Genomic DNA, 23,108 nt, shown 5'->3' on the forward strand with positions numbered 1-23,108 from the left:
TGCCCGCAATCTCACTGCATGTTTTTCGTGATGTAGGCGCCGGCAGAATTGAGCACCGCTTTGTACACGGCGTAAGCATCGGTATCTTCGGGCGCTATTTGCTCGCAGCGCCCTCCCGATATCTGCCTCAGATCACATCCCGGGATCGACATGATGAGGGGAGAGTGAGTAGCGATGATGAACTGCGCGCCGCCGCGCGAAAGCTCTAGGATCCGGTGGATAAATACCAATTGCCTCAACGGGGATAACGATGCTTCCGGCTCGTCGAGCACATACAGACCTTGGGCTTTGAATCGATGTTGAAACAACGCCTCCATGGCTTCACCGTGCGACAGGCAATGCATATCCACGCCGCCGTAATAGGTCTTTATTTCGGGATCAAAGCTCGCCTCTGCATCAAGCTTGCGAATTGCAGTATTCAAGTTGTAGAAGGTTTCTGCCCTGTAAAAAAAAACGTCCTTCTCCCTTCGGTAGCCTTTTGAGAGCGTCAGGCTTTCGTGCAGTTTTGAATGAGTGTTCTCAGTCGAGAAATTGAAATTCTTCCCACCGCCTTCTGGATTGCAACCTGCTTTGATGGCAATAGCTTCAAGTAATGTGGATTTCCCAGCGCCATTTTCGCCGATAAAAACCGTTATCGAGTTGCTGAGCTCAAGCGGGAAGAGGTTTTGTAGCCGGTCACCCACCGTCATGTCTGGCTTCAGGCTTATTTGCTGGATAAACAGATCATTCATATCGATGCCCTCTGAAGATTCTATCGACGGATACCTTCACGCCAATCATCGTGATGCCGAGTCTTATCGAACCCGTGCTGGCCATGGTAAAAATTCCGATATAACCGAGACAGGCAATAAGACGCTCGCCAAATAATTCCGGCGTGGCAGCGGCGCTGAAGAAAATGACTGAAACCGTACCTGCCGAGATAGCCATTTCCGGCCAGAAGGACTGTATGGCGCTTGCTTTCAGATACTTGTAGCGTGCTCTTACCGTGTCCTTCAAATATCCATAGCTTCTAATAAGTTGCATTTTACTTTGCTTGCCATCGCTGGAAGCGTTGAAAGCGCTGATAAGCGACTCCTTGTAAAAATCCTCCTTCGACATTTCCGCTGCATATAGCCGCTGAATTACAGGCTTGGCAAATCTCAACTGCACGCACGTCAACACAATAATTAAAGCGATGGGCAGGAAGAAATAGATGTTTTCCCGGAGCAGGATATAGGCTGCGGAAACCGTCAAAATGCAAGAGCCCATGAGATGGATTGTGTCATGAATGACGGAAGCAATTTTTTCCGCGTCTTCTTTTATCAATGTCACCCGAGAACATAATGGAGAGGGGCGTTTATCATGCACAATGAAGTTGATAAGTAGAAAACGGGATCTTGCTTCCATGAGCGTTGCCAAGGAATTGCCCAGAGCTTGGCTTGATAGCTTGGTTAGAAAAACAGCGATAAGAGTGAAATAAAATTCAGCGTTAATGGAGCCAGTAGTAAGAGCCGACAGGCTCTTTGCGACGACTGATGGTATTAACAATTGACATATACTTGCTACGGTAAGGCAAATAACCGAAAGCAGAAAAACGGTCAGGTTATTTCGCAAGCATATAAACATAGTTCAATGCCCCTCGTGCTGCAGTTCGTAGCTACGAATTCGACTACGTCTATAAGATGCCTCTCTGCTCGAGTAGTAGATAGATATCAGTGACATCGTGGGGCTCAGAACGCGTTCAAGATAGATGGCTGAGGCAAAAATTGAGCCTATATTCGTTTCGCCAACGCTTAGCAGATGGGCCGATACCAATAATAAAACCACTATCGCTACCGGATAACATGTGCCTGACATTGATTCGAATGTTGTGGCTTTGAGGCTTGAGCGAAAAGCGAGGCGCTCGATATTTTTTATATCGATCTTGATTCTGTTGGTGTATGGCTTTGCATTAAGCAAAAGCTCACAGATGGCGCCTATTGTTACGGTGTTTTCTTGAACGTACTCAGCAAACAGTGAGTTGCTATTTTTTCGATTTAGAATATATACCGCAATAGCATAAACGAGGCCGCTAAGTGGTGCGAGTGCCAGAAGTGGATGATAGTGGGCCGTCATCAGGAGCGCACCGATAATGATGCCGCAGTTCAATGATACATCCAGATAAATTGAGTGATATAAGTATATCGAGCCATCAACGTCGCCATCGATGAGTTCGATCCGCTCGCCTGGTTTTTGCGTATGCTCAAAGCTTCTGTCTAGTAGGTGATTCAGGATTGCCTTCTTCAGAATAAATCTTGTTTTGGACGCGGTTTTTTGTAGATAGATATTGGCAGCCAGCTTTAATGGGGGGGTAGCGATAAGAAAAAGCGAAGCGCCCGCGAGCGCGTATAAATATAAACTGTCGCTTGCCAAGTACAGATTGATTGAGTTGCCTATTAAATAGGGTGATGCGCTTGTAAGAATCGCAATGCCTACACCAAAGTAGCAAAGTACTAGATTATTCTTCATGATTCTAAAAATTCCATTTGGTGGGGGAGGAATGGAAATTCATAGTCATGCTCGATTAGTCCAATTGATCCGATTAGCGATCCCACTCGTCCAATCCACAAGCCCAAGGGATCTGCAGTCTTTGTTCTTAGGTTTCGACTGCTTTGCTCACTGAGGTTGATGATGTTTGACCATAGAAATATCTTAGGGTCACTTAGCGATTCTGGTGAAAGCTTTTTAATTATATTAAGAATCCCAAAAGCGCCATGACATAAAGAGTCGTTAATAGGGCGCTTTCTTTTTTCTAGATCGTAGTAAGAGAATGCAGTTTTAGGCGGATGTTTCTCCAAGAACTCTGTTGCCGGCTTCACTCCCTTTCTAGCGAAATAATCTATTGCCAAGAAGTTTCCTGGTAAGCCGTGACTCCATGAGAACTCGCCCGCACTTGATGTTGAACGTTTTCTATAGTCATGCCAGTTTTCAATCGTTTCGTCATATTGGTCGAGCTCCCAAGATAGAAATCCTAAGAATAGATTCTTGACTGAGTCGTCTCTTGCGATCAGATCGTTGAAATAAAATAACGAATATGCGCACCCCATAATGCCATGGGACAATCCGCTCAATAGAGCATCGCTTCTAGTAGTGACTGCATTATCAAATGTCGCTAGTTTGCGGCCGGCTATAGGCGTGAGTTCTGTTTTTAATTTATCGTATAAGGATTTCGCTAAATCAGAAAAGCATTTGTCTTTCGTGAGGCTGAAGAGATGAGTCAGTACGTTTAAAGTTCCGAACATACCTGATAGAAAGTCCGAGCCCCAAAAGTATTTTTGCCACCAAGGCTCAATGAGTACCTCTTCAACATATCTCTTGTAGAGTTGTAGTAGTTCGTGTTCCCTTTCATCATCAAAATAGTCTAGGCTTATCAATAGCGGTATAATTGCAGAGGATAAGCCGAAGTGAAAACCACCTAAATGCGTACCTTTATTCGAAAGTTTTTGGATTACTCTGCTGTAACAAATATTTAGCAGTTGGCTTACCAGCTTTTTATCTATAGCGCTGCTGCGGCTAGTAGCGACCACGCAGCCGTAGAGAATGCCGGACAGTCCGTAGTAGAAATCGTCCCCTAACTCTGAGAACTCCATGTAACCGCCAGGTGATGAATGAAATCCCAACCAAAGTCCATTGCTGGAAATTTCACTGCCTAACATCTCATTGATCAACTTCGCATTGACCTCTGATGATGACCTGAGTTTGTTAATGATCTCATCTACGTTTGAATACCGAGGGTCGTTCAGGTCGTCGTATTGTCTGAATGTGTGGTCCGTCAGCTTATCACCATGTTCATACATATTTTTCATTGCTAATAAAGTATTCGCAGTCAGTTTTTCTTCAAAAGCGATTCTATTTTTGCTCATGGTTTGAACGTATTGGAGGCTGTTATCGATTCCGTTTATATAGTCATTGCTATCCAGGTGCCCATTGCCATCGTATCTTGGTTCAAAGAATTCAAGCGCCCCAGTTTGTCCTTGAGCAAAAGGTACGTCTAAATCCAAGCAAGCGGCGATCTCTGCCTTGAGAAAGCCTATGGCAGGGGCGGTGTCGTTATTGAGAATGTTCTCTAGGAAGGCTCTACGTTTTTTAGTGCATCGCATTAAAGTCGCATGCAAGGAGCATTGGATAGCGTAGTGATATGTGGCGGTCGGCCTCGGAATATACCTATTTCTTCTTCCTCGGAGAGAACCAATAATTTTGATGATTGAAGCCTGGTTACTATTCACAATGGAGAATAATTTGTTCAGGCCTTCAATGATTTCTTTTTCGTAGTGCCACGGCTGCGCCGCTTTTCCATCGATATACAAAACGTTTTGGTTTGGAAATATTTTCACTCCGTCCATGCCAAACTGGCTCTGTCCAATCTCGTCTTCCAGATGTTGATACAGATTTAAGCTGACATATTGCTCCGATAGTCCACCTAACGCACTCAGGTCTACACCTATGCCGTCGGTGCCTTTCCACGTCCAGTTTGGAAGTATGCTTGTTTGGGTGACATTCCAGCGTACTTCTTTTGGAATGGTTTCAATATTAAGGGTGCTATAGAAAATGGTTTCGAGATCAATTGGGATAGGGCTGGCGCCATGTGCAATCAAATTGTCAGAGGTAATATCGGCGGCCATAAAAGTGGTGCAGTAACCTAAAAGAAATCCAGCTCTTTTAAAATAAGAAGAAACTTCGGCTTCGTTTTCTGCCTGAGTTTGAGGTGTATGCTCTGACCAGCCGTGTTCTTTTTTTACAAGATACCTTGGTAATTTCCAGTTTTCGTAATCATCTCCGGCAGCATTGCTCAAATGCAGTAGTAAATCAGATGCTTCGGCTTCAAGTTCCAAGTTTCTCGGTTTGTAAATTATCTTAATGGAACCAAAAGAAAGTATACAAACGGTCCTAGATCCATTGTGAGTTTCGCTGGATGAAACATCAGCGGAGGAAAGTGTGGATCCGGTCGGTATATCGAATTGTTTGTTTATATCTTGTCTGTCTTCGATGAGAGCGAGGACTAACTGTGTCGTGAATTCGATAAAATTATTTGAAAGTTTGGTCAGGACTCGATCCATTTCAGGGTAGGCGCTAATAATGTCGAGGAGGTAGTTCCTATTTTCACCAACCAATTTGAAATATGCAGAAGTCTCCATTTTGCTGCTTGTGGTCTTTTCAAACACTATTTTTTCCGTTATCAAGACATTGTTTGCCGCGTTAGTAAGTCGTGCTGCAAGGTTGGTTACAAAGCCATTGATGACCGTTAATTTCAATGCTTCGTTGTTTTTACATGATTTCGGAAATTGTTTTTCGATATGGAAGATGTAATAAGACAGGTATGGCCAGACTGGACAGTCAGTAGCGTAGCCGCGTTTCATGGGCGTTGTTCCGCTTAAAAAATCTTTAGGATTTTTCATTGTTTTATCCTTAAATAGTGAGGGCGGCCACTCGGTTCGAGTGCCGCCCAATTTTATTTACATATAGGTCGCGTAGCAGCATCCTTGCCAACACTGTGAACAGCAGCTAGTGCATGGTCGTGAACCGCTGCTTGCTGCGCTCAAGTTACTGAATGCTTGAATCGCCAAAGTTGAGATTGGTGTCGTTGAGTTTAGAACGCGTGCTCGGGCACGACGGATTGCTAAGAAGTCGATTTCCATAATTGAGCCTTGACGTGAATTAGTGTTTGCCTTGATGGCATAAGTTTCTGGAGTGTTCCGTTATGAATCCTAGCGAGGATTGAAATAACTTCAATTCAGACGCTTCCTGTAGTCATGCATGATTAAATTCGGTTCGATGTAGGAAAAATACCTAGAAGTTTGTGAGGTGATTCATTGGGCGCGGACAATTCATTGTTATTGCTATATATTTTTTTTAGGTATTTGCAACCTGACTTGAGGTTCGACCCATCAAGAAATTTCGCGGTTTTTCTTTTTAATCACCTTCCCTCGGAAGTAATTCCCCGGCAATCTCGGTCTACCCCTATCAACGGAACGGGCGGGAGGCTTCAGATGGTGCAGTTGTGTTCGATCGAACAGGCGGTGGACGACGTACTGGCGCGCTTGCCTGCGCACATCCACATGGGCCTGCCGCTGGGGTTGGGCAAGCCGAATCACTTCGTCAACGCGCTGTACCGGCGCATCAAGCAGATGCCCGAGCGGCAGCTGACGATCTATACCGCGCTATGTCTCGGTCGGCCGAATCTGGGCGATGGCTTGCAGAGGCGCTTTATCGAGCCCTTCGTCGAGCGCGTGTTTGGTGATTATCCGGAATTTGATTTTCTCGCGGATCTCCAGCATGACAGCCTGCCCGCCAACATCCGCATCCAACAGTTCTTCATGCAGCCGGGCAGTCTGCTCAACAGCGCGCCGGCGCAGCAGGATTACGTCAGCAGCAATTACAGCCATGCCGCCCGCGACATCAATGCAGCGGGTCTGAACCTGGTGGCGCAACTGCTGGCCAGCAGCAGCGAACATCCCGATCGTCTGAGCCTGAGTTGCAACCCGGACATCACCCTCGACCTGTTGCCGATGATCGCCAAGCGCCGCGAGGCGGGGGAGACCGTTGTGCTGGTCGGCCAGGTGCATACGGATCTGCCGTACATGCCCGGCGATGCTGAAGTCGACATCGACACCTTTGATCTGCTGATCGACGAGAAGGACAGCAGCACGCTGTTTTCCACGCCGAACATGCCGGTAGGCTTTCAGGATCATTTCATTGGTTTGCACGCCAGTGCGCTGGTGCGCGATGGCGGCACGTTGCAGATTGGCATCGGTTCGATGGGTGATGCCCTGACCGCTGCGTTGCTTGCCCGTCAGGCCGATAACGCCGGTTATCAGGCGTTGCTCGATGACATCAACCTCAGCCAATGGGCGCAATTGATCCAGCGCGAGGGCGGGACCACGCCATTTGCCAAAGGCCTCTACGGTTGCAGCGAGATGTTCGTCAACGGCCTGCTGGTTTTGGCGGATGCCGGGATCATCCGGCGCAAAGTCTATCCGGATGTGCCGACCCAGGAGCAGGCTAACGCCGGCACCCTCGACGAAGCCGCACAGCCCGACGGTATTTCGGTGCACGGCGGCTTCTTCCTTGGCCCGCGCAGTTTCTATGAGCGGCTGCGCGAGTTGCCGCAAAGCAGGCTGCTTGATTTCAACATGACCCGCATCAGCTACATCAACGAGCTGTACGGCCAGGAAGAACTCAAGCGCTTGCAGCGCATCGATGCGCGCTTCATCAACACCGTGTTTACCATGACTCTGCTCGGCGCCGGCGTGGCTGATCAATTGGCAGACGGACGTGTGCTCAGCGGTGTCGGTGGCCAATACAACTTTGTTGCTCAGGGCCACGCGCTGGACGGCGCACGATCGATGTTGATCCTGCGCAGCTGGCGCGAGTCCGGCGGTGAGGTCAGCTCCAATATCGTCTGGGATTACGGTCACTGCACGATCCCGCGGCATCTGCGTGACATCGTCGTCACCGAGTACGGCATCGCTGATCTGCGCGGTAAATCCGACGCGGCGGTGATCGAAGCGCTGCTCAATATCAGCGATTCGCGGTTCCAGCCGGGGCTGATCGAGCAGGCGCAAAAGGTTGGCAAACTGCCGAAGGATTTTCGTCTCGATCCACGTTTCGCCGACAACACACCGCAACGCTTGCAGGCGATTGCTGCGCGGCATCCGAACCTGTTTCCGGAGTATCCGCTGGGTTGTGATTTCACCGCGATCGAACGGGATCTGCTGCGGGCGCTGAACTGGCTGAAGAGCAAGTTCAAGCTGACCGAGATTCTGGAATTGGGCAAGGCAGCGCTGGATGCACCCGAGGCATCGGCGTTCCCGGAACATCTTGAGCGGATGCAGCTGACGAATCCGGAAGGCTTGAAGGAGGACCTTTTCCAACGCCTGCTGCTCACAGGCCTCAAAGCTACCGCGCAATAACTGACCACCCCCAGAACCCACTGTGGGAGCGAGCCTGCTCGCGAAAGCGGTGTGTCAGTCACTCAACAGGGTGACTGACACAATGCATTCGCGAGCAGGCTCGCTCCCACAGGGGTAACTCGGTGCCGCTGGTTACTCGATGAAGGTGACGACGCCATCCTTCAGCGATTGCACGCGAGCCAGCGATTCAACGCGGTAGCCCTGCGAGTCCAGTTCGGCGCGGCCGCCCTGGAACGATTTCTCGATGACGATGCCCAGACCGGCAACGGTGGCGCCGGCCTGTTTGATGATCGAGATCAGTGCTTGCGAGGCCTTACCGTTGGCCAGGAAGTCGTCGATGATCAGCACGCGGTCGCTGCTGGTCAGGTGGCGCGGGGAGATGGCCACGGTGCTTTCGGTCTTCTTGGTGAACGAGTAGACGGTCGCCGAGAGCAGGTTTTCAGTCAGGGTCAGGGACTGTTGCTTGCGGGCAAAGATCACCGGTACGCCGAGGTTCAGACCGGTCATGATCGCCGGAGCGATGCCTGAAGCCTCGATGGTGACGATCTTGGTGATCCCCGAATCCTTGAACAGTGCGGCGAATTCGTCACCGATCAGCTTCATCAGGGCCGGGTCGATCTGATGGTTCAGGAAAGCGTCGACTTTCAGGACCTGATCGGAAAGCACGATGCCTTCTTCGCGGATTTTTTTGTGCAGTGCTTCCACAACAGCTTCCTCTGTTGGCGCGATGGGCGCCGAAGGTAGATTAAAAAGTAGTCGATTCTAGCGCTTTAACATCGCGCGTATATCGGCCAATGCGCTATTGCCACGCACGGCTTTGACTTCAGTCGGGGTGTCGTCGTTGCCTTCCCACGCCAGATCGTCCGGCGGCAGTTCATCCAGGAAGCGGCTCGGCGCGCAGTCGATGATTTCACCGTACTGCTTGCGCTTGGCTGCGAAGGTGAAGGCCAGGGTCTGGCGGGCGCGGGTGATGCCCACGTAGGCCAGGCGACGTTCTTCTTCGATGGTGTCGGCTTCGATGCTGGAGCGGTGCGGGAGGATTTCCTCTTCCATGCCCATGATGAACACGTAGGGGAATTCCAGCCCTTTGGAGGCGTGCAGCGTCATCATTTGCACGCCTTCGGCACCGTCCTCTTCTTCCTGCTGGCGCTCGAGCATGTCACGCAGCACCAGTTTGCCGATGGCGTCCTCGACGGTCATTTCGCCGTCTTCGTCTTTCTCGAGGGTGTTTTTCAATGCCTCGATCAGGAACCAGACGTTGCCCATACGGTAGTCGGCAGCCTTGTCGCTGGAGCTGTTGGTACGCAGCCAGTTCTCGTAGTCGATGTCCATGACCATGCTGCGCAGCGCCGAGATCGGATCTTCGCCGGCGCACTGCTCGCGGACCTTGTCCATGAAGCGCTTGAAGCGTGCCAGCCGATCGGTGAAACGGCTGTCGAGATGTTCGCCAAGACCGATTTCGTCGGTGGCGGCGTACATCGAGATCTTGCGCTCGGTGGCGTAGTTGCCGAGCTTTTCCAGGGTGGTCGAGCCGATCTCGCGACGCGGCACGTTGATCACGCGCAGGAAGGCGTTATCGTCATCCGGGTTTACGATCAGGCGGAAGTAGGCCATCAGGTCCTTCACTTCCTGGCGACCGAAGAAGCTGTTGCCGCCGCTCAGGCGATACGGCACCTGATGGTGTTGCAGCTTCAATTCGATCAGCTTGGCCTGGTAGTTACCGCGATAGAGAATTGCGAAATCGCTGTACGGGCGGTCGGTGCGCAAGTGCAGGCTGAGGATTTCCATGGCCACGCGCTCGGCTTCGGCGTCCTCGTTGCGGCAGCGGATCACGCGGATCTCGTCGCCGTGGCCCATCTCGCTCCACAACTGTTTTTCGAATTCGTGCGGGTTGTTCGAGATCAGCACGTTGGCGCAGCGCAGGATGCGGCTGGTGGAGCGGTAGTTCTGCTCGAGCATGACCACTTTCAGGGACGGATAGTCGTCCTTGAGCAGCATCAGGTTTTCCGGGCGCGCGCCACGCCAGGCGTAGATCGACTGGTCATCGTCGCCCACCACGGTGAACTGGTTGCGCTTGCCGATGAGCATCTTCACCAACAGATACTGACTGGCGTTGGTGTCCTGATATTCGTCGACGAGCAGATAACGGACCTTGTTCTGCCACTTTTCGAGAATGTCGGCGTGCTCTTCGAAGAGCTTTACCGGCAGCAGGATAAGGTCGTCGAAGTCCACCGCATTGAACGCCTTGAGCGTGCGCTGATAGTGGGTGTAAACGATGGCGGCGGTCTGTTCCTTGGGATTGCGCGCGTTTTCCAGGGCCTGGGCGGGCAGGATCAGGTCGTTTTTCCAGGCGCCGATCATGTTCTTGATCTCGTCGACGCCGTCGTCGCCTGCGTATTCCTTCTGCATGATGTCGGTCATCAGGGCTTTGACGTCGGTCTCGTCGAAGATCGAGAAACCGGGTTTGTAGCCCAGTCGCGCATGTTCCTTGCGGATGATGTTCAGGCCCAGGTTGTGGAAGGTGCAGACCGTCAGGCCGCGCCCTTCGCCGGCACGCAACAGGGTGCCGACCCGCTCTTTCATCTCGCGCGCGGCCTTGTTGGTAAAGGTCATGGCGACGATGTACTGGGCGCGGATGCCGCAGTTCTGGATCAGGTGCGCGATCTTGCGCGTGATCACGCTGGTCTTGCCGGAGCCAGCACCGGCGAGCACCAATAGAGGGCCGCCGACATAGTTCACGGCTTCTTGCTGCCGGGGATTGAGTCGGGACATACGAAAATTCGGGAGTCGTTGACGAAATGGGCCGGCATTTTAACAGGCTCAGCGATTTCTGCTGCTCTGTCCGACTTGTGACGCAGCACGCGATTCAGATTTGCCGGTTTTGTTACTTTCACGCAGGATACGCGGGGATTTTGCGGCTAATGTTCTCATTCGTGACACAAAATAACGTTTCGATGCCGTTGTCATCAGACAACGCATTGGTCATTGTTCAGCACACCGGCATAATGCCCCGCCTACATCATTGCAGAGTCTAGGGAGTCAGCTTGTCTACGCCTGTCGAACCCTTGCGTTTGCTGCTACTGGCCGAAGAGCCAGCGTGGACAGCGTTGTTGCGTGAGTGTCTGGCTCCGATGGGGAGCGCGGCGGTGCTGATCAGCGCGCCGAACTGGGATTCGGTCAGCCGCCTGTTCGAGGACAACCGCCACGCGGTGCTGCTGACTCTGCCAGCGTTGCAACCGGCGCCGGGGCGTTGCAGCCTGCCGACCGTTCTGCTGCTGGAACACGAGCCGGCCACCGCGCCGGTCGGTGTCAGCGACTGGCTGGTGTTCGACGCCCTCGACGCTGGCATGCTCCAGCGTTGCCTGCGCCATGTGCGCGAACGCGGCGTACTGGAAAACACCCTGCAGCGCCTCGCCGAACAGGATCCGCTGACCGGCATCGCCAATCGCCAGGGCTTTCAGACCCTGCTTACTGCGCGTCTTGCCGAAGGCGACGGGCGCGGTCTCGCCCTCGGCCATCTCGATCTCGACAATTTTCGCCATGCCAACGACGCCCTCGGGCATCAGGCCGGGGATCGTCTGATTCTGCAGGTCGTCGCGCGGCTGAAAAGTCAGCTGGAGGCCGGCGATCAACTGGCACGGCTGGGCAGCGATGAATTCGCTCTGCTGATCGATACCCGCCGCGCGCCGCAACGCGCCGAGTGGATGGCCGAACGCATCACTGAGGCGTTGGCCGAACCTTATTGGGTCGACGGCGAGAGTCTGCTGATCGGTTCCAGCCTTGGCATCGCCCATGCCCGCGCCAATGGCGGTGCCGATCCGCTGATGTGGCACGCGCACATCGCCATGCAGCAGGCCAAGAGCACACAGGGCTGCACCTTTCATATCTTCAACGAACGCATCAATCGCAATGCGCGGAGCATGGCTGATCTGGAAAGCGAGCTGCGTCGGGCGTTGCGCCGCGATGAACTGGAACTGCATTACCAGCCACGCCTGAATCTTGAGGACGGTCAGATTGTCGGCCTCGAAGCGCTGGTGCGCTGGCGTCATGGCGAGCGCGGTCTGTTGCCACCGAGCGAGTTCGTGCCGCTGGCCGAGCAGAGCGGGCTGATCGTGCCATTGGGTTACTGGGTGATTTCTCGCGCCTTGCGCGACATGCAGGCCTTGCGCGAGCAGGGTCTGCCGGCGCTGCACATGGCGATCAACCTGTCGTTCCGCCAGTTTCAGGACAGTCAGTTGCTGCCGACGCTCAGCCGCTTGATTGCCGAGCGTGGCGTCGAAGCGCAGTGGCTGGAATTCGAACTGACCGAAACCGCGGTGATGCGGCGCAGCGATCTGGTCAAGCAGACCATGGACGCCCTCGGCCGCCTCGGCGTGCGCTTCTCGCTGGACGATTTCGGCACCGGTTTTTCGTCGTTCGTGCACCTCAACAGCCTGCCGATCACCTTGTTGAAGATCGACAAGAGTTTTGTCGGCGGCATGGAACAGCGCGAAGAGAACCGCAAACTGGTGCACGCGATGATCAACCTTGCGCACAACCTGCACCTGGAAGTAGTTGCCGAAGGGGTCGAGACGCCGGAGCAGTTGGATCTGTTGCGCGGATTCGGCTGCGATCAGGTACAGGGTTACCTGATTAGCCGACCGTTGCCGCTGGATGAGTTGGTGGAATATCTGGCGTCTGGATCGAACCAGCAGCCGGCTTTGGAAATCGTCGGTTGATCACGATTGTTGCGGCCGGCACAAATCCCCGTGGGAGCGAGCCTGCTCGCGAAGGCGTTCTGTCAGCTGAATGATCTGTGCCTGACGCTCGGTCTCCGCGAGCAGGCTCGCTCCCACAAAGGAAACCCTCATTCGGCCTGGGGGATGTTGAAACCTAGAGATTGCGGCTCGCGCCGAATCATCCGCTGCATCTTCCATTCAAACGCCAGCGTCAGGCTCACCGCCGCGCACGCCAACCCCAGCGCCAGACCCCACCAGACGCCGGTTGGTCCCCAGTTCAGGTGAAACGCCATCCACCACGCCGCTGGCGCGCCAATCAGCCAATAGCAAGCGAGCCCCACGAGAAACGTCGTCTTGGCATCCTTGAGCCCGCGAATACAGCCCATGGCAATCGTCTGCGTGCCGTCGAACAGCTCGAACCACGCCGCTACGGCCAGCAGGCTCACCGCCAGACGGATCACCTCGGCAAACGCCGGGTCGTTGTGGTCGAGGAACAAGCCGACCAACTGGTTCGGCCACAGCCAGAACACCAGGGCAAAGCCGAGCATTACCACGGCGCCGAAAGCGATGCCGACACGCCCGGACATCCGTGCATCGATCAGTTGCCCGGCGCCGTAGTGTTGGCCGACGCGCATGGTGATGGCATAGGACATCCCGGCCGGGACCATGAACGCCACCGACACGATCTGCAGTGCAATCTGATGCGCGCCCATCTGTGTACTGCCCATGGTGCCCATGCACAGCGCAGCGAAAGCGAACAACCCGACTTCCACCGCATAGGTGCCGCCAATTGGCAGGCCCAGGCGCCAGAGTTCTTTCAGGTATTGCCGGTTCGGCCGCGACAGGCCGGCGCGCAAGGGATAAGCGTTATATGCCGGATGCCGGCGAATGTGCCAGGCCAGCGCCAGGGCCATGCAGTTGGCGACAATCGCCGTGACCAGACCGATGCCGGTCAGACCCAGTTGCGGCAGGCCGAACATGCCGGTGATCAGCGCGTAGTTGAGCAGGAAGTTGGCCACGGTGCCGGCGAGGCTGATGACCATCACCGGCGTCGCCCGGCCGATTGCACTGGTAAAACCGCGCAGGGCCATGAAACTCAAATAACCGGGCAGGGCGAAGGGCAGGGCGATGAGAAATTGCCCGGCGGCGTTGACGTTGGTTTCGGTCTGGCCGAACAACAGCAATACGGGTTTCAGGTTCCACAGCAACAACCCGGCGCCGAGCGCCATCAGCCAGGCCAGCCACAGTCCGGCCTGTGTCAGGCGCGCGGCACCGATGATATCGCCGGCACCCTGACGGATCGCTACCAGTGTGCCGACCGCTGCAATCACGCCGATGCAGAAAATCGATACAAATGAGTAGCTGGCCGCACCGAGGCCGCCACCGGCCAGCGCCTCGGGACTGAGGCGCGCCATCATCAGGGTGTCGGTCAGCACCATCAGCATATGCGCCAACTGCGAAGCAATCAGCGGCCCCGCCAGCCGCAGGATGGCCCAGAGTTCGGTACGCACAGGATGCCGCATGGTCATCACCACCTGATTTAAGAGGGAACAGAAGAGCGTCGATTCTCGGCGCTTGGCAGGCTTTGCACAAAGGGATAAAAAGGATGGGTGACATGATTAATACTCATGCTGAAACGTGCCCGCCGAATTGGCCATATCCCCGCTACTGGAGCTTTGTGTATGTCCCGACGCCTTCCGCCGTTGTATGCCCTGCGCGCATTCGAAGCGGCAGCGCGACACAGCTCGTTCACCCGCGCGGCGGAAGAATTGTCGATCACCCAAAGCGCGGTCAGTCGGCACATGCGCACTCTTGAAGAGCACTTCGCCTGCCGGCTGTTTCATCGCAGCGGGCGCAACCTGCAACTGACCGAATCGGCGCGGCTGCTGTTACCCGGTATCCGCGAAGGCTTCGCCGCCCTTGAGCGCGCCTGCAATACCTTGCGCGCCGAGGACGGCATTCTGCGCATGAAGGCGCCTTCAACCCTGACCATGCGGTGGTTGCTCGCGCGGTTGAGTCGCTTCCGCCATTTGCAGCCGGGCAATGAGGTGCAACTGACCAGTGCGTGGATGGACATCGATTCGGTGGACTTCAACAATGAGCCATTCGATTGCGCGGTGCTGCTGAGTGACGGGCATTTCCCGCCGGACTGGGAAGCGAGCCTGCTGTTTCCGGAGGAACTGATCCCGGTCGGCGCGCCGAACCTGCTCAACGATCAACCTTGGGACGTGGCGCGTCTGGCGACTGCTGAACTGCTGCATCCGACTCCGGATCGCCGCGACTGGCGCAGTTGGCTGGAGCGCATGGGCCTGTCCGATCAGGTCTCGCTCAAGGGCGGTCAGGTGTTCGATACGCTGGAGCTGGGCATGATCGCGGCTGCACGCGGCTACGGCGTTTCGATGGGTGATCTGTTGATGGTCGCCGAAGATGTCGCGCAAGGGCGCTTGAGCCTGCCTTGGCCGACGGCGGTCGCCAGTGGCCTGAATTATTACCTGGTGTGGCCAAAACCGCGCCCGGGAGGTGAACGTTTGCGCCGCCTCAGCGATTTTCTCCAAGGCGAAGTCCGCGCCATGCAATTGCCGGCGGTGCAGCGCTTGAGCTGAAACGTTCGAGCCGGCACAATGCCACTACCGCGCCATACCCACGCAATCCGCTCAAGTATTCGGATTTTCCGCCGACTACGAGCATGTGGAACCGTCGTGCCGGTTCCGCGCTACTCCCATTATTAGAATATTTTCCGGGCAATTACCGCGATCAAGGAGGATTCGGTGGCTCGGCCAGGAGCTGTTCATGTCTCAACCTCGTGCTCGGATCGCCTCGCAGCTGGGCCTTGCCCTTGCTGTGATACTGGCGATAGTCATCAGCGGCAGTACGGTGTTCGCCTTGCGTTCGCTGGATTCCGCCAACCTCGCCACCCGTGAAGAGCATCTGGCCAGTGAGGCCCGGCTGCTGGCCGATCAGCTGAGTACCTTCCACGGTACGCTGCGCGAAAGCACCCTGCGTCTGAGCGGGCTGTTCGAAAAGCGCTTCGGCAGTGGCCTGAGTGTGCACCCCGATCAGCCAGTGACCGTGGCCGGCGTGCAGACCCCGGGCCTGCACCTTGGCAACGAGGTGCTGAATAACAACTTCAAGGAAGTTGACGAGTTCAAGCAGATGACCGCCGGCGTTGCCACGGTGTTCGTGCGCAGCGGCGAAGACTTCATTCGCGTCAGCACCAATGTCAGCAAGCAGGACGGCACCCGTGCCATCGGCACCGTGCTCGATCATGCCAACCCGGCCTACGCGAAGCTGATGGCGGGGCAGAGTTACGTCGGCCGCTCGCTGCTGTTCGAGCGCTACTACATGTCGCAGTACACCCCGGTGCGCGATGCGGGCGGCAAGATCATCGCCGTGCTGTACGTCGGCTTCGATTACACCGACGCGCAGAACGCGCAGTTCGCCAACCTCAAGCGCTTCCGCATTGGCAAGACCGGCTCGCTGGCGCTCCTCGACGAGCAGAACAAATGGCTGGTGCCGATTGCCGGCGTCGAAAACCTGGATCAAGCCGCCCCGACCATCAACAACCTGGTAAAAACCCCGGGCAAGGGTGAGTTCTGGAGCGACAAGGGCGAGGACTTCTACAGCATCGCCGTGCCGTTCGAAGGTGGCCCGTGGTCGGTGGTGGCGAGCATGCCGAAAGCCGAGATCCGCGCGGTGACCTGGAGCGTCGGTACACAACTGGCGATCGGCAGCCTGCTGGCGATGTTGCTCGCGGTCGGTTCCGTGGTCTGGCTGCTGCGCAGCAAACTCGCGCCGCTGGGCGATCTGGTGCGCCAGGCCGAGGCCTTGGGTGCTGGTGATCTGAGCGTGCGGCTGAACGTATCGAGCCACGATGAAATCGGTCAGCTGTCCCGCGCGTTCAACCAGATGAGCCAGGCGCTGTCGACCATGGTCGAGCACATCCGCCGCGCTTCGGAAGAGGTCAATAGCCGTGCGCAGGCGCTGTCCGGTTTGTCCGGTGGTGCTTACGAAGGCATGGAGCAACAGTCGGGCGAAATCACCAGCATGGCCGGTGCCGTGGAAGAGTTCAGCGCGACTTCGTTGAATATCGCCGACAACATGGGCGCGACTCAGCGCCTGGCGCAGGAAAACGCTCAGCAAACCCAGATCGGCCGCAGCTCGATGGAAGAAGCGTCGTCGTCGCTGGAGCAGATCGCCGGCGCGCTGAACAGCACCGCCAGCGTGATCAACACGCTGGGGCAGCGCTCGCAGGAAATTGGCGGCATTGTCGGTGTGATCACCTCGATCGCCGAGCAGACCAACCTGTTGGCACTCAACGCTGCCATCGAAGCCGCGCGTGCCGGTGAGCAGGGTCGCGGTTTTGCCGTGGTCGCCGACGAAGTGCGCAGCCTCGCCTCGCGCACCCGTCAGGCCACCGACGAAATCTCCAGCATGATCCACAGCATCCAACAGGAAACCGGCAACGCGATCAGCACCATGGAGCAGGGCAATGTGCTGATGCAGGAAGGCCTGTCGCGCAACGCCAATGTCGCCTCGGCGCTGGCGCGGATCGACGAGCAGAGCCGTTCGGCAGGCCAGCAGTTTGCTGCTATCACCACCGCCACTCAGGAACAAAGCAGCACTGCCACGTTGCTGAGCAGCAATTTGCAAAGCATCGCCTTGGCCAACAGCGAGCAGCGTGAGGTGGTGTCGAACCTGGCTGTCACCGCTAAAGAGCTGGAGAAGCTGGCGGCGGATCTGCGTTCCGAGGTTGACCGCTTTCGTTGATGCGTCTCTGAAATAGCTATCGCGAGCAGGCTCGCTCCCACAGTTTTCGGTGTGATTCACAAAGGTTGTGAAATCCGGAAACCCCAGTGGGAGCGAGCCTGCTCGCGAATGCTTTTCTCCCACCGCTTCTTTGCACTTGCTGAAACGTTTCCGCAGCGCTATAAAAATGGCACAACTCCAATAAAGGCTGCTGCCATGACCCCGCTCAAACTCCTCGTCGCCCTCGGCGCGTTCTCTGCCGCTTCCCACGCCATGGCCTGGGACTATGTCCTGCTCGACGCCAACACTCCGGCAAAAAGCTTGACGATCACCAGTGAACAACTCGGTGTAAAAACCGCCAAACCGTTTTCCGTGACCCTGCGTACCCTGCATGGCGGTCGTCAGGAGGGCGTCAGCATTGTCGATATCGATAACGGCACGATGAAGCTGTCGGTCGTGCCGACCCGTGGCATGAACGTGTTGCAGGCTTCGGTGGGCGACGTGCGCATGGGCTGGGATTCGCCGGTCAAGGACGTGGTCAACCCGGCGTTCATCGAGCTCAACGGTCGCGGTGGTCTGGGCTGGCTGGAAGGCTTCAATGAGCTGGTCACCCGTTGCGGTTATGAGTGGGTTGGCCATCCCGGCATGGACAACGGCGAACTGCTGACCCTGCACGGTCGGGCCGCCAACATCCCGGCCAGCACCGTCACCCTGCACATCGATGAAAAGCCGCCGTATGCCATCACGCTGCGTGGCGAGTTGAAAGAGCAGGCATTCAAGAAAGTCGATTTCTCGGTAGCGACCGAACTGGTCACCGAACCGGGCAGCGCCAGCTTCGCCCTCAACGATACCCTGACCAACAACGGCGACTATGCGAAGGAATATCAGGCGCTGTATCACAGCAATTTCAGCACGCCGTTCCTTGAGCAAGGCGCGAAGTTCGCCGCGCCGGTGAAGCAGGTGTCGCCGTTCAACGACAAGGCCAAGGGCGATCTGCCCGACTGGCAGACCTATCGCGGGCCAACCAAGGACTACGACGAAACGGTCTACAACGTCGTGCCTTATGCGGACGCCAAGGGTGACACCCTCACCGTGCTGCACAACAAGGCCGGTAGCCTCGGCGTATCCGTTGGCTTCAATACTCAGCAGTTGCCAGTTTTTTCGCTGTGGAAAAACACCGACACCCAAGGGCAGGGCTACGTCACCGGCCTCGAGCCCGGCACCAGTTTTTCCTACAACCGTCGCTATCAGCGGCCGTTGAATCTGGTGCCGACCATTGCCCCAAAAGAACATAAACAGTTCCAGATCAGCTATAGCCTGCTGGCCGACAAAGGGGCGGTGGATAACGCCTTGAAGCGCGTGACCGAGATTCAGGCCGGACGCGACACCGAAGTGCGTCAGGCACCGCTGGTTGATCTGACGGAGCATTAAGGTGTCGCCGGCCGGTATTGCAGTGCCTCGGCCAGATGCTCGCGGCTAATCGCGTCGGCCTGTTCAAGATCCGCCAGCGTGCGCGCGACCTTGAGCAGGCGATGCGCCGAGCGCAGCGACAGGATCAGTCGCTCGCAGGCCGCTTCCAGCCATTTCACGTCGGCTGTGGATAACTTGCAGTGATGCTTCAGCCCCGGCAGATCGAGAAACGCATTGGCACAGCCTTGACGTTTCTGCTGACGCTCCCGCGCTTCGGCCACCAACGCCGCAGCGCTGGCGCTGTTTTCGCCGGCCTTGGTTGCCGGATTCAACGCGGTTGCCTCCCGCGCCACGGTCAGGTGCAGATCGATTCGATCCAGCAGCGGCCCTGACAACTTGTTGCGATAGCGCTGGACCATGTCCGGCGTGCACGAGCATTTGCCACTGGGTTCGCCAAGGTATCCACAGGGGCACGGATTCATCGCGGCAACCAATTGGAATCGCGCGGGGAAACGTACGCGATCCTTGGCCCGCGCGATGACGATATGTCCCGACTCCAAAGGCTCGCGTAAAACTTCCAACACTTTGCGATCAAACTCCGGCAACTCATCGAGAAACAGCACGCCATGGTGGGCGAGGGTGATCTCGCCGGGTTGCGGTTTCGAGCTGCTGTAGGGCGTAAAAATAGATGCGACGACTAGTCCCGCTAGGCCTTTCATTCCGGTATGCTTTTTCAGAAATAGCTGCGCCATATGTCAGAAATAGCTGCGACGGCCCTACAAATGAATAGAAATAGCTGCGACAAAACTAAACCAAGGCCGGTTCGCTCGATCAAACCTACGAAGCGGAGCGTATCTGGAGTCTTTCCTTTTCGCGGTGAAGGGGGGATTCCCTATGAGTCCATGCTCGAGCGCGACTTTCTTTTTCGAACTGAATTCTCCAGGGAGGTCCTAGAGATCATCCCGCAGCCAGTGATGATTCCATTCGAGAAAAATGGTCGCCCATATACCTACACTCCTGACTTTCTGGTGTATTACCGCTTAGGAAGCAGACATTTCGAAAATTATCCAAAGCCCATGCTCGTCGAGGTGAAACCCCAAGATGCATGGTCTGAAAACTGGAGGGAGTGGCTTCCAAAATGGAAAGCCGCTTGGCGTTACGCAAAAGACCAGGGCTGGAAATTTCATATCCACGACGAAACACGTATTCGTGACAGCGCTTTCTACAACATTCAGTTTCTGGAGCGGTACGCCCGCATGGTGTTCGCACCGGAAGACAGTACGTGGATCATCGATTCTGTGCGTGAGATGGGTGTAGCACCGGTTCACTACATTTTGGCGACGCATTCCTGTGACCGTTATCGCGGGCAGACTATCAGCCACCTTTGGCACCTTATCGCCACTCGCCGGTTGGAATGTGACATTCGCCTACCCCTCAACGATCACCTGGAATTATGGGTTCCCAATCCATGAGCAAAGAGATGAGAACCAATGATGAGCTAGTGCCCTATGAGCCGAATCGCCAACAGATGGTTATCGAAATTGGGGCAATGGTCGGTTCGGGTAATCACGCTTACAGGATTTCCCAGATCCTGGATTTCAAGACTGTTGTCGGGATTGAGGTCGAGTCCGGAAAAGCTGTTGCCTTGCCGATTGGTGGATTGAAAGCACTCAAGAAAGACAAGATAGATGGGCTGTACGTTAATTATGACGTGGCGGATATCGGCGCAAAAGAGTGGGCGACCGCGCGCGAACGTTATGCAGTGATTGAGCCTTTGCTGGGTAATTCGATTGTTGGGCGACGCGATGTTGAGGAGAGAAGTGCAGCGGTTGGTGTGGATGTCGCGACTATTTACCGGTGGATAAAGCGATACAAGGAATGGGGTGAGCTACTAGCACTGATTCCACGAAAGCGCGGATGGCGCGAGGGTGAAGCCCGCATTTCTGCAGAGGCCGGTCAAATCATCGAACAGGCGATCAAGAACTTCTATCTGAAAAAGCACCGGCCTAGCGTGCAAGCCACAATCAAACGTATACAGGAGGACTGTGAGGCTCAAGGAGTCAAAGCCCCTGGTGTATCGACCATTCGAGAACGGTTGAAGGGGATACCCGACAGGGATTTTCTGCGCGGAAGAGGCTTTGCTGAGAAAGCGAGAAACAAATACTCGGCGTCCCCTGGTTCCTTTCCCGGAGCTTCTTATCCACTCGCGGTCGTCCAGATTGACCACACCCCTCTCGACATTCTGCTGGTTGACGATGTTCACAGGAAATCGATTGGTCGAGTTTGGGTAACGTTAGCGATCGATGTTCACACCCGTATGATCACGGGTTACTACTTGGCATTGGATGCGCCGGCAGGCATTTCCGTCGCGATGTGTGTGGCTCATTCGATCCTTCCAAAAGAGGAATGGTTGGTTGCACACGGTATTGATGGTGAATGGCCGGTTTGGGGTATTCCCAAGGTTCTGCATTCTGACAATGGGCCTGACTTCCAATCTGAAGACTTGAAGAAATCCTGCTCCAATTACGGTATCGAAAACCGTTTCCGGCCTGTCAAACGTCCAAAATTTGGTGGGCATATCGAACGGTTGATGGGGACCTTTGCTCAGACTCTGAAGGATTTGCCTGGTAAAACATACAGCAATAAACAAGCACGCGAAGGCTACGATTCCGATGCAAATGCTGCGTTGACGTTCAGCGAATTTGAACGGTGGTTAGTTCGAGAGATTCTGATCTACAACGAGTCGTATCACTCCGGGATCTACATGAGTCCTAGCAGGAAATGGCAACTCGGCATTTTTGGCAACGCCGATCTCGATCCCTTGGTCGGCGTGCCACCCAGACCGACTGATCCTTACACAATACAGCGTGATTTCCTTCCCTCTTTCGAGCGTACCGTGCAGCACTACGGTGTTCAGCTGGACGTATTCTATTACTCGGAAGCCTTGCGCCCATGGATCAACGCCAAGGACGAAGCGACGGGAAAAACGCGTACCTTCATTTTCCGGCGCGATCCCCGCGACATCAGCCTTCTGTGGTTCTTCGATCCTGTGCTCAAGCAGTATTACAAGATTCCTGTTTCTAACCAGGCTTTTCCCGCTGCCAGCGTGTGGGAGTTTCAGGCTGCGAAGAAGAAGGCTGTCGAGGAAGGGCATGCGAACATAAACGAGGCACTGATCAAACGGTACATCCTTGAGAACCGCGCGCTTGTGAACCACTCGGAAACCCAGACCAAGAAAGCCCGCAGAGAAGCTCAACGCCAGCGTGTTCACTCAAAAGGCCGGACACCTGCGCAGCCCAACCCTCAACCTGAAGCACCGATGCAGCCTCACTACATGGAGCTCGCCAGGATGCTGGAAGGGGATGTGGATGATTTCGGAGATATCTCATGACCGAATACCCGCACATTCATCCCGACTTTCGCTCGATACTGAGTCACTCAGGCGTCGAGCGTATTCAATTTCTGCTTGAGCCTCGCTGGATCGGTTACCCCGCAGCGCAGAAGGTTGTTGAACTGCTCCGACACATGATGTCGCTGCCAAAGCGTTCGCGGATGCCAAACCTGCTAATTGTTGGCGACTCCAACAATGGTAAAACCACTATTGTGCAGCGATTTAAAGAGTTGCACGGCCAAGGTTATGTGAGCGCAGATGCCGAGGCGGTTAAGCCCGTCATGCTCGTTCAATCTCCACCGACATCAGACGAAAAAGCGTTCTACGTGTCGATACTTGAGGAATTTTGGGACCCTTATCGAGCTACTGATTCTGTGATCAAGCTGCGCTATCAGGTGATTCATTTAATGCGCGAGTGCAATGTAAAGATCTTGATCATCGATGAAATTCACTCGTTGTTGAGTGGTTCTGCCATCAAGCAACGCGAAATGATGAACGTGATCAAAATGCTTTGTAATGAGCTCGCAATTCCAGTGGTTGGCGTCGGAACGGCTGATGCGGTGCGAGTTCTTCACACCGATCCTCAGCATGCTAGCCGGTTCGACGTGCTGACTCTTCAACCTTGGACTGTCGGAGTGGATTTTCAGCGGTTCCTCAAGGGGTTCGAGTCCGTACTGCCTCTGAAACAAGCATCTGGCCTACACCGTCCGGAGGTAGCGTATCTGTTGCATTCGATTTGCGAAGGTAATACAGGAAATCTTCATAGGCTTCTCATTGAGTGCGCCACGGAAGCAATCAAATCCGGTAAGGAAAAGATCGACGTGGATATCATCAAGAGTAAATCATGGTTGCAGCCTACACGTGGCATCCGCGAGTTGATGTAGCGAACGCGAGATGGCCACTCGCGCGTAACCT

Annotated in this window: 15 protein-coding genes and 1 pseudogene; 8 read left to right on the forward strand and 8 right to left on the reverse strand. The window is 55.1% G+C overall.

Going from position 1 to position 23,108, the window contains the following annotated elements; translation table 11 throughout:
• Positions 1-11: 11 nt before the first annotated feature.
• The 4 genes from AC4IHP_RS01555 to lanM form a co-directional block, all read right to left on the reverse strand.
• Positions 12-731 (reverse strand): AAA family ATPase, encoded by a 720-nt coding sequence (locus tag AC4IHP_RS01555; protein WP_490830705.1) that lies wholly within the window; start codon positions 729-731, stop codon positions 12-14.
• Positions 724-1,386, reverse strand: a complete 663-nt coding sequence (locus AC4IHP_RS01560) for an ABC transporter ATP-binding protein (RefSeq protein ID WP_465919213.1) — start codon at positions 1,384-1,386, stop codon at positions 724-726. The genes AC4IHP_RS01555 and AC4IHP_RS01560 overlap by 8 nt, the downstream gene beginning before the upstream one ends.
• A gap of 222 nt (positions 1,387-1,608) precedes the next feature.
• Positions 1,609-2,487 carry an ABC transporter transmembrane domain-containing protein gene (locus tag AC4IHP_RS01565; protein ID WP_490830706.1) on the reverse strand — a complete coding sequence of 293 codons (879 nt, stop codon included), beginning with the start codon at positions 2,485-2,487 and terminating at the stop codon, positions 1,609-1,611.
• Positions 2,484-5,414, reverse strand: a complete 2,931-nt coding sequence (lanM, locus tag AC4IHP_RS01570; RefSeq protein ID WP_490830707.1) for a type 2 lanthipeptide synthetase LanM — start codon at positions 5,412-5,414, stop codon at positions 2,484-2,486. The genes AC4IHP_RS01565 and lanM overlap by 4 nt, the downstream gene beginning before the upstream one ends.
• 591 nt (positions 5,415-6,005) lie before the next feature.
• On the opposite strand from lanM, the gene AC4IHP_RS01575 reads away from it, so the two are divergent.
• On the forward strand, positions 6,006-7,928 hold the full coding sequence (locus AC4IHP_RS01575; protein WP_490830708.1) for an acetyl-CoA hydrolase/transferase C-terminal domain-containing protein: 1,923 nt from the start codon (positions 6,006-6,008) through the stop codon (positions 7,926-7,928).
• A gap of 132 nt (positions 7,929-8,060) precedes the next feature.
• Here AC4IHP_RS01575 and AC4IHP_RS01580 read toward each other — a convergent pair whose 3' ends face one another.
• Both AC4IHP_RS01580 and rep read right to left on the reverse strand, forming a co-directional pair.
• Entirely contained in the window at positions 8,061-8,633 is a 573-nt protein-coding gene (locus tag AC4IHP_RS01580; protein ID WP_016772573.1) for a xanthine phosphoribosyltransferase, read from the reverse strand.
• Between the two features lie 57 nt (positions 8,634-8,690).
• The gene (gene rep / locus AC4IHP_RS01585) at positions 8,691-10,700 is read right to left on the reverse strand and encodes a DNA helicase Rep (protein ID WP_016772574.1); all 2,010 of its coding nucleotides are present in this window, start codon (positions 10,698-10,700) and stop codon (positions 8,691-8,693) included.
• Positions 10,701-10,972: 272 nt separating this feature from the next.
• Here rep and AC4IHP_RS01590 point away from each other — a divergent pair, with 272 nt between their 5' ends.
• Positions 10,973-12,646 carry a putative bifunctional diguanylate cyclase/phosphodiesterase gene (locus AC4IHP_RS01590; protein ID WP_490830709.1) on the forward strand — a complete coding sequence of 558 codons (1,674 nt, stop codon included), beginning with the start codon at positions 10,973-10,975 and terminating at the stop codon, positions 12,644-12,646.
• 128 nt (positions 12,647-12,774) lie between these two features.
• On the opposite strand, the gene AC4IHP_RS01595 is transcribed toward AC4IHP_RS01590, so the two are convergent.
• The gene (locus AC4IHP_RS01595) at positions 12,775-14,169 is read right to left on the reverse strand and encodes a NorM family multidrug efflux MATE transporter (protein ID WP_490830710.1); all 1,395 of its coding nucleotides are present in this window, start codon (positions 14,167-14,169) and stop codon (positions 12,775-12,777) included.
• 159 nt (positions 14,170-14,328) lie between these two features.
• Between AC4IHP_RS01595 and AC4IHP_RS01600 the strand changes: the two genes are divergently transcribed.
• The 3 genes from AC4IHP_RS01600 (at position 14,329) to AC4IHP_RS01610 (ending at position 18,823) form a co-directional block, all read left to right on the forward strand.
• A complete protein-coding gene (locus AC4IHP_RS01600; RefSeq protein ID WP_490830711.1) occupies positions 14,329-15,249 on the forward strand; it encodes a LysR substrate-binding domain-containing protein in 921 nt (306 codons plus the stop codon).
• A 187-nt stretch (positions 15,250-15,436) separates the two neighbouring features.
• Positions 15,437-17,413, forward strand: coding sequence for a methyl-accepting chemotaxis protein (locus AC4IHP_RS01605; RefSeq protein ID WP_016772578.1), 1,977 nt, complete (start codon positions 15,437-15,439; stop codon positions 17,411-17,413).
• 195 nt (positions 17,414-17,608) lie between these two features.
• Entirely contained in the window at positions 17,609-18,823 is a 1,215-nt protein-coding gene (locus AC4IHP_RS01610; RefSeq protein WP_490830712.1) for an aldose 1-epimerase family protein, read from the forward strand.
• Here the strand turns inward: AC4IHP_RS01610 and AC4IHP_RS01615 are convergent.
• A pseudogene (locus tag AC4IHP_RS01615) lies at positions 18,820-19,467 on the reverse strand (ATP-binding protein); the annotation flags it as partial. The gene AC4IHP_RS01610 and the pseudogene AC4IHP_RS01615 overlap by 4 nt on opposite strands.
• A 237-nt stretch (positions 19,468-19,704) precedes the next feature.
• Between AC4IHP_RS01615 and AC4IHP_RS01620 the strand changes: the two are divergent.
• Genes AC4IHP_RS01620 through AC4IHP_RS01630 form a run of 3 tightly spaced genes read left to right on the forward strand, consistent with a single transcriptional unit; the run spans position 19,705 to position 23,077 of the window.
• Positions 19,705-20,274 carry a TnsA endonuclease N-terminal domain-containing protein gene (locus AC4IHP_RS01620; RefSeq protein WP_490830790.1) on the forward strand — a complete coding sequence of 190 codons (570 nt, stop codon included), beginning with the start codon at positions 19,705-19,707 and terminating at the stop codon, positions 20,272-20,274.
• A complete protein-coding gene (locus AC4IHP_RS01625) occupies positions 20,271-22,193 on the forward strand; it encodes a transposase (protein WP_490830713.1) in 1,923 nt (640 codons plus the stop codon). The genes AC4IHP_RS01620 and AC4IHP_RS01625 overlap by 4 nt, the downstream gene beginning before the upstream one ends.
• On the forward strand, positions 22,190-23,077 hold the full coding sequence (locus AC4IHP_RS01630) for a TniB family NTP-binding protein (RefSeq protein WP_490830714.1): 888 nt from the start codon (positions 22,190-22,192) through the stop codon (positions 23,075-23,077). The genes AC4IHP_RS01625 and AC4IHP_RS01630 overlap by 4 nt, the downstream gene beginning before the upstream one ends.
• Positions 23,078-23,108 lie beyond the last annotated feature (31 nt).

The organism is Pseudomonas sp. UF-293, assembly GCF_058245595.1.